Origin of the sequence: Pseudomonas sp. DrBHI1 (genome assembly GCF_002205115.1) — a bacterium.
In the GTDB taxonomy this organism is placed as follows: Bacteria; Pseudomonadota; Gammaproteobacteria; order Pseudomonadales; family Pseudomonadaceae; genus Aquipseudomonas; species Aquipseudomonas mosselii.
Map to the genome: position 1 here is coordinate 104,383 of NZ_NIBE01000075.1, position 6,000 is coordinate 110,382.

Sequence of the window (6,000 nt, forward strand, 5' to 3'; positions counted from 1 at the left end):
CCGCAAAGCGGCCCCGCTATTTCAGATCAGTGCACCGGCAGCTCGACACCCTCGAACAGCTCTTCGAGCTCCTGCTTGTTATGGCACTGGATCGCCTTGGCCATCACCTCACGGGTCAGGTGCGGCGCGAACTTCTCGATGAAGTCGCACATGAAACCGCGCAGGAAGGTGCCACGACGGAAGCCGATCTTGGTGATGCTGGCCTCGAACAGCTCGCTGGCGTCCAGGCACACCAGATCGCTGTCGAGCTTCGGGTCGACCGCCATCTTGGCCACGATGCCCACGCCCAGACCCAGACGCACATAGGTCTTGATCACGTCGGCGTCGGCGGCGGTGAACACCACCTTCGGCGTCAGGCCACGGTGATTGAACGCCTCGTCAAGCTTGGAGCGACCGGTGAAGCCGAACACGTAGGTGACGATCGGGTACTCGGCCACCGCTTCCAGGGTCAGCTTCGGCAGCTTGGTCAGCGGATGGCCCTGGGGCACCACCACGCAGCGGTTCCACTTGTAGCAAGGCATCATGATCAAGTCGCCGAACAGCTCCAGCGCCTCGGTGGCGATGGCGAAGTCGACGGTGCCGTCGGCCGCCATCTCGGCGATCTGCATCGGCGAGCCCTGGTGCATGTGCAGGGCGACTTCCGGGTACTGCTTGATGAAGTTGCTGATCACCGGCGGCAGCGCGTAGCGCGCCTGGGTGTGGGTGGTGGCGATCGACAGGGTGCCCTTCTTCTCGTTGGAGAATTCCTGGGCGATCTGCTTGATGCTCTCGACCTTGCGCAGGATCTCGCCGGCGGTGTTGATGATGCGCTCGCCGGCCGGGGTGACGCGGGTCAGGTGCTTGCCACTGCGGGCGAAGACCTCGACGCCCAGCTCATCCTCGAGCAGGCGGATCTGCTTGCTGATACCTGGTTGGGAGGTGTACAGACTCTGCGCCGTCGCGGAAACGTTGAGGTCATGGTGCGCCACTTCCCAGATGTAGCGCAGTTGCTGAAGCTTCATAGATTTCCCTCAAAGGCGGTAGGTCACCGGCGCGCCGGCAGCGACGAGTTATAACTATATTAGTGGCTTGAGAAATAAATCTAGAACTATTTTGTTACGTTCGCTGTAAAAAGTCCTACCGTGAGGCTCACGATTTCCTACGCCCAAGATGGTGAGCCAATGGCACCATGTACACCGGCACCGGTGACAGCTGCAGCAGCCGCACCGCCGTGCGGCCGATCGGCACATCCACCCCCGCGCCGGCGCTGTGGCTACCGAAGATCAACAGGTCAACCGACAACCGCTGGGCCTGCTCGAGGATCACCTGGGCCGGGTCGCCCTGGCGCACCCGCACCGCGCGGATCAATGCCAGGTCGGCCGGTTCGGTCATCTCGTCGCGAAAGTTCTCCAGCACCCGCTGCTCGATATTGGCCATGACCGTGTTGACGCCCTCGCTGTGCAGCGCATCGAGGGTCTGCTCGTCGAGGTAGCTCTGCAGCAGCGATTCGGCGAACTGCCCCATGGGCTCCACGGCGTGGATCACATACAGCTCTGCGTTAAAGGTCCGCGCCAGGGCCAGGGCGTGCTGCATGACAAAGGGCGCATAGACACCGAGGTCAGTGGCAAACAGCATGGAACGGATCATTCGACCTCCTCGACTGCCGCGACGGCAGAGCAAGCTTGAGCTTAGCAGCGCCATAGCCGGTCGCCTGGCCGTCCGGCGCACAGCCGCCGCGGGCTTCAGGCCTGCCGGCTACGCCGGTCGATGAACGCCAGGGCCTGGTACAACGCCTCCATGCGCGGCAGCGCGCAACCGGCCGCGCGGGCGCGGGCCAGGGGTTCGGCATAGATCGCTTGCAGCTCCAGCGGCCGCTGCTGCACATGGTCGTGGTACATGCTCGGCCAGTAGTCCGGCATCTTCTCGGTGATGCGAAACAGGTGCTCGGCATAACCCGACGGTAGCTCGCGGCCACAGGCCTTGGCGCCCGCCACCACTTCGGCCATCAGCGCCTGGATCAGCGCGCGGCTGTCGGCATCGCCCATCAAGGGCGTGGTGCTGGCCTGCAGCAACACCGAAAGGCCGTTGTAGGGCACGTTCCACACCAGTTTCTGCCAGCGCGCCTGGTCGAGGTCGGCCATGGCCTGGGAGTCGATGCCCGCAGCCCGGAACAGCCCGGCGCCCTCCTCCACCACGGCGGCCCCGCCGTCCTGCGCCGGGCCACTGTGATAGCCCAGGTTCACCGCGCCCAGCGACTGGTGGCGGATTTCGCCGGGCCCCTCGCGATTGACGCAGATGAAGCACAGGCCGCCGAGCAGGTGCAGGTCCGGGCGCAAGGCCGGGCGCAACTGCTCCTCGACCCCAAGGCCGTTCTGCAGCAACACCACCCGGGCCTCGGGCGCCGCTGCCTGGACGATCAAGGGCGCCAGCTCCGCGTTGCTGGTGGCCTTGGCCCCCACCAGCAGCCAGTCGCAGGGCGGCATGTCGGCGGCACGGGCGTATGCCTGCACCGACATGTGCACCTGACCATGCACCGCGCTGTCCAGGCGCAGCCCCTGCTCACGCACGGCCTGGTATTCGCTGCGCAGCAGGAAGTGCACGTCGTAGCCGGCACGGGCCAGCATCAGGCCGTAGAAACCACCGATTGCGCCGCTGCCGATGATGCCGATGCGGGGATTGCCAATGCGAGGGTCAAGGGACGCCATGCCGTGCTCCTGGTCGAGAGTCATTATTGTGAGTCAGCCACTATACCCGCGTGCCAGCCATCGCGGCCAAATCCTCCCCATAGGCGCGGCGCTTGCCCGCAAATGCCGTCAGATGGGTAAAAACCCCGTATCGACGGGCCCCAGCCCATTGTCGCGCCCCTGCTAACGCGCTAAGGTTCGGCCTCCCCGCTGCGAATATTCTGCTGCTGGGCCGCACGGGGAACGCTGGCGGCCGGCACCCGTGACCTGACGAGTAACACGATGGCTGATTTACCGATCGATGACCTTAACGTTGCCTCCAACGAGACCTTGATCACCCCCGATCAGCTCAAGAAGGAAATCCCCCTCAGCGCCAAGGCCCTGCAGACCGTGACTGCCGGCCGCGAAGTGGTGCGCAACATCCTCGACGGCAAGGACCATCGCCTGTTCGTGGTGGTCGGCCCCTGCTCGATCCACGACATCAAGGCCGCCCACGAGTATGCCGAGCGCCTGAAGGTGCTGGCCGAGGAAGTCTCCGACACCCTGTACCTGGTCATGCGCGTGTACTTCGAGAAGCCGCGGACCACCGTCGGCTGGAAAGGCCTGATCAACGACCCGTACCTGGACGACTCGTTCAAGATCCAGGACGGCCTGCACATTGGTCGCCAACTGCTGCTGGACCTGGCCGAGAAGGGCCTCCCCACCGCCACCGAAGCGCTTGACCCGATCTCCCCGCAGTACCTGCAGGACCTGATCAGTTGGTCGGCCATCGGCGCCCGCACCACCGAATCCCAGACCCACCGCGAGATGGCCTCGGGCCTGTCCTCGGCGGTCGGCTTCAAGAACGGCACCGATGGCGGCCTGACCGTGGCCATCAACGCCCTGCAGTCGGTGTCCAAGCCGCACCGTTTCCTGGGCATCAACCAGGAAGGCGGCGTGTCCATCGTCACTACCAAGGGCAACGCCTACGGCCACGTGGTACTGCGCGGCGGCAACGGCAAGCCCAACTACGACTCGGTTAGCGTTGCCCTGTGCGAGCAGGACCTGGTCAAGGCAAAGATCAAGCCCAACATCATGGTCGACTGCAGCCACGCCAACTCCAATAAGGACCCGGCCCTGCAGCCCCTGGTCATGGAGAACGTCGCCAACCAGATCCTCGAAGGCAACCAGTCGATCATCGGCCTGATGGTCGAGAGTCACCTGAACTGGGGCTGCCAGGCTATTCCGAAGAACCTCGACGAGCTGCAATACGGCGTGTCGGTCACCGATGCCTGCATCGACTGGGCGGCCACCGAGAAGACCCTGCGCAGCATGCACGCCAAGCTCAAGGACGTGCTGCCCAAGCGCCAGCGCGGCTGAAATCCTGCGCAAACGAAAACGCCGGGCAATGCCCGGCGTTTTTCATGTGTACGGCCGTTCAGACCTTGCTCGAGTGGCGCTGCTGGCGCTCCATATAGCGCTCGACGTAAGAGCAAGAGGGAATCACGGTATAGCCCATCTGCTCGGCATAGGCCAAGGCCTGCTCGGTGAGCGCCGCGGCGATCCCGCGACCGCGCAGGGCATTGGGGACGAAGGTGCGATAGATGTCCAGCGTCTGCTTGCCCAGGTCCATGTACGTCAGATAGGCCCGGTGACCGTCCACGGTGGTCTCGAACTGATGACCGGCCTGGTCATGGTGGATGGTCAGCGTTTCGCTCATCACTACTCCTCGCAGGTCTTGTCGGCAGACCCTTACCTTACCGATGTGGTTTATCCGGCGGAGGAACCTCTACGCCACCTGTTGCCCCTTGGACAGCAGCCCGACCGGGATCGTTCTGCGTCGAGGCACCCTCAAATAGTAGGCGGCGCCAGCGAGAATGCTCAAGCTGCGCAGAATGAAAATACTGACAGCCACCCGCCCGAGGCCCGGCAACAGCAACCGGATGTTCTTGGGCTATGACGCTCGTCGACAGTTAAAGTCACCCTTAGTTCAACAAAAAGTTCCTGTACTACAATCGCTTGCGAACGCTGCTCAGGATTTTCACACTTTGTTTACAAACCCCGTCGCCGGGGCCGCCCAGAGCATTTTTTTTGCAGTTCTTGCGCTCAGTCAGTTTACTTACTACAAGTAATGGGTACTATGTACGCCGGCCAGTTTCTCTTTTCCGAGAGATGGCTATTTAATAGAAAGTCCTTGAAGGGGAACACGATGAACAACGTTCTGAAATTCTCTGCTCTGGCTCTGGCCGCAGTTCTGGCTACCGGTTGCAGCAGCGTATCCAAAGAAACCGAAGCTCGCCTGACTGCTACCGAAGACGCAGCAGCTCGCGCCCAGGCTCGTGCAGACGAAGCCTACCGCAAAGCTGACGACGCTCTGGCAGCTGCTCAGAAGGCTCAGCAGACCGCTGACGAAGCCAACGAGCGCGCTCTGCGTATGCTGGACAAAGCCAGCCGCAAGTAATAATCCTCACGGATTGTTATGGAGCCGACCCACTTGTGGGTCGGCTTTTTTATTGCCTGGGAGAAAAGCAGGCGATGCCGGCCAAACAACTGGGGCCGCCTTGCGACCCATCGCGGAACAACCCTGCACCCAAAGGCATGGCGTTCGCCGTACCTGCAGGAGCGGGCGTGTCCCGCGATGGGCCGCCGGGCGGCCCCAAAGTGCACCGCTAGTTGCCAGCGGGCAATCGCTTACTGCAATTCTGGCGGAATGCTCGACACCATCGGCGCACTCGAGCCATTGACCGGCACGGCAATTTCGACTGGCATGCCGTCTTCGGCCGCCACCACATCACGAACCATGTCCCAGTTCATGCGCAAGTTGTTGGCCAGGTCTTCACGCTTGAGCAAGGCGTTGATGACCGCAGTATGCTTGTCGACCACCGACGGGTTGCCGTGGTCGTCCAGCGGCGTGTGCGCCTCGAGGTAGACCTTGCCGGCGCTGATGCCAAACTTGTAGGGCTCGTTGATGATGCGCACCGGCGTGCCCACAGGGACCATCTTCGACAAGGTCAGCACGTTGTTGTTGAGCATGCGGAAGCAGCCGTGACTGGTACGCATGCCGATGCCGAACTTCTTGTTCGAGCCATGGATCAGGTAACCCGGTACCCCCAGGGTGAACTTGAATGGGCCCAGGGGGTTGTCCGGCCCGGCCGGTACCACGGCCGGCAAGATGTCGCCATCGGCGGCATGCTCGGCGCGGATCGAGGCCGGCGGCGTCCAGGTCGGGTTCGGCGTCTTGGCGGTGATCTTGGTATTGGCGATCGGCGAACCCCAGCCCTCGCGACCGATGCCCAGCGGGAAGGTGTGCACCACGTTCTGCCCTTTCGGGTAGTAGTACAGGCGGTACTCGGCCAGG

7 protein-coding genes are annotated in these 6,000 nt (G+C 63.0%); 2 read left to right on the forward strand and 5 right to left on the reverse strand.

Going from position 1 to position 6,000, the window contains the following annotated elements; translation table 11 throughout:
- Positions 1–26 precede the first annotated feature (26 nt).
- The 3 genes from cysB to CC207_RS17230 form a co-directional block, all read right to left on the reverse strand.
- Positions 27–1,001 carry an HTH-type transcriptional regulator CysB gene (gene cysB, locus CC207_RS17220; protein WP_011533140.1) on the reverse strand — a complete coding sequence of 325 codons (975 nt, stop codon included), beginning with the start codon at positions 999–1,001 and terminating at the stop codon, positions 27–29.
- A gap of 127 nt (positions 1,002–1,128) precedes the next feature.
- Positions 1,129–1,626 (reverse strand): universal stress protein, encoded by a 498-nt coding sequence (locus CC207_RS17225; protein ID WP_028692613.1) that lies wholly within the window; start codon positions 1,624–1,626, stop codon positions 1,129–1,131.
- 95 nt (positions 1,627–1,721) lie between these two features.
- Complete coding sequence (locus tag CC207_RS17230) at positions 1,722–2,684, reverse strand: putative 2-dehydropantoate 2-reductase (RefSeq protein WP_088852466.1); 963 nt, start codon at positions 2,682–2,684, stop codon at positions 1,722–1,724.
- A gap of 261 nt (positions 2,685–2,945) precedes the next feature.
- Here CC207_RS17230 and CC207_RS17235 point away from each other — a divergent pair, with 261 nt between their 5' ends.
- A complete protein-coding gene (locus tag CC207_RS17235; protein ID WP_028692615.1) occupies positions 2,946–4,022 on the forward strand; it encodes a 3-deoxy-7-phosphoheptulonate synthase in 1,077 nt (358 codons plus the stop codon).
- 58 nt (positions 4,023–4,080) lie between these two features.
- On the opposite strand, the gene CC207_RS17240 is transcribed toward CC207_RS17235, so the two are convergent.
- On the reverse strand, positions 4,081–4,362 hold the full coding sequence (locus tag CC207_RS17240) for a GNAT family N-acetyltransferase (protein WP_028692616.1): 282 nt from the start codon (positions 4,360–4,362) through the stop codon (positions 4,081–4,083).
- Positions 4,363–4,851: 489 nt separating this feature from the next.
- Between CC207_RS17240 and oprI the strand changes: the two genes are divergently transcribed.
- The gene (oprI, locus tag CC207_RS17245; RefSeq protein WP_003259780.1) at positions 4,852–5,103 is read left to right on the forward strand and encodes an outer membrane lipoprotei OprI; all 252 of its coding nucleotides are present in this window, start codon (positions 4,852–4,854) and stop codon (positions 5,101–5,103) included.
- Between the two features lie 230 nt (positions 5,104–5,333).
- Here the strand turns inward: oprI and CC207_RS17250 are convergent.
- The coding region (locus tag CC207_RS17250) for a L,D-transpeptidase family protein (RefSeq protein ID WP_256582107.1) at positions 5,334–6,000 on the reverse strand (667 nt) is incomplete at its 5' end.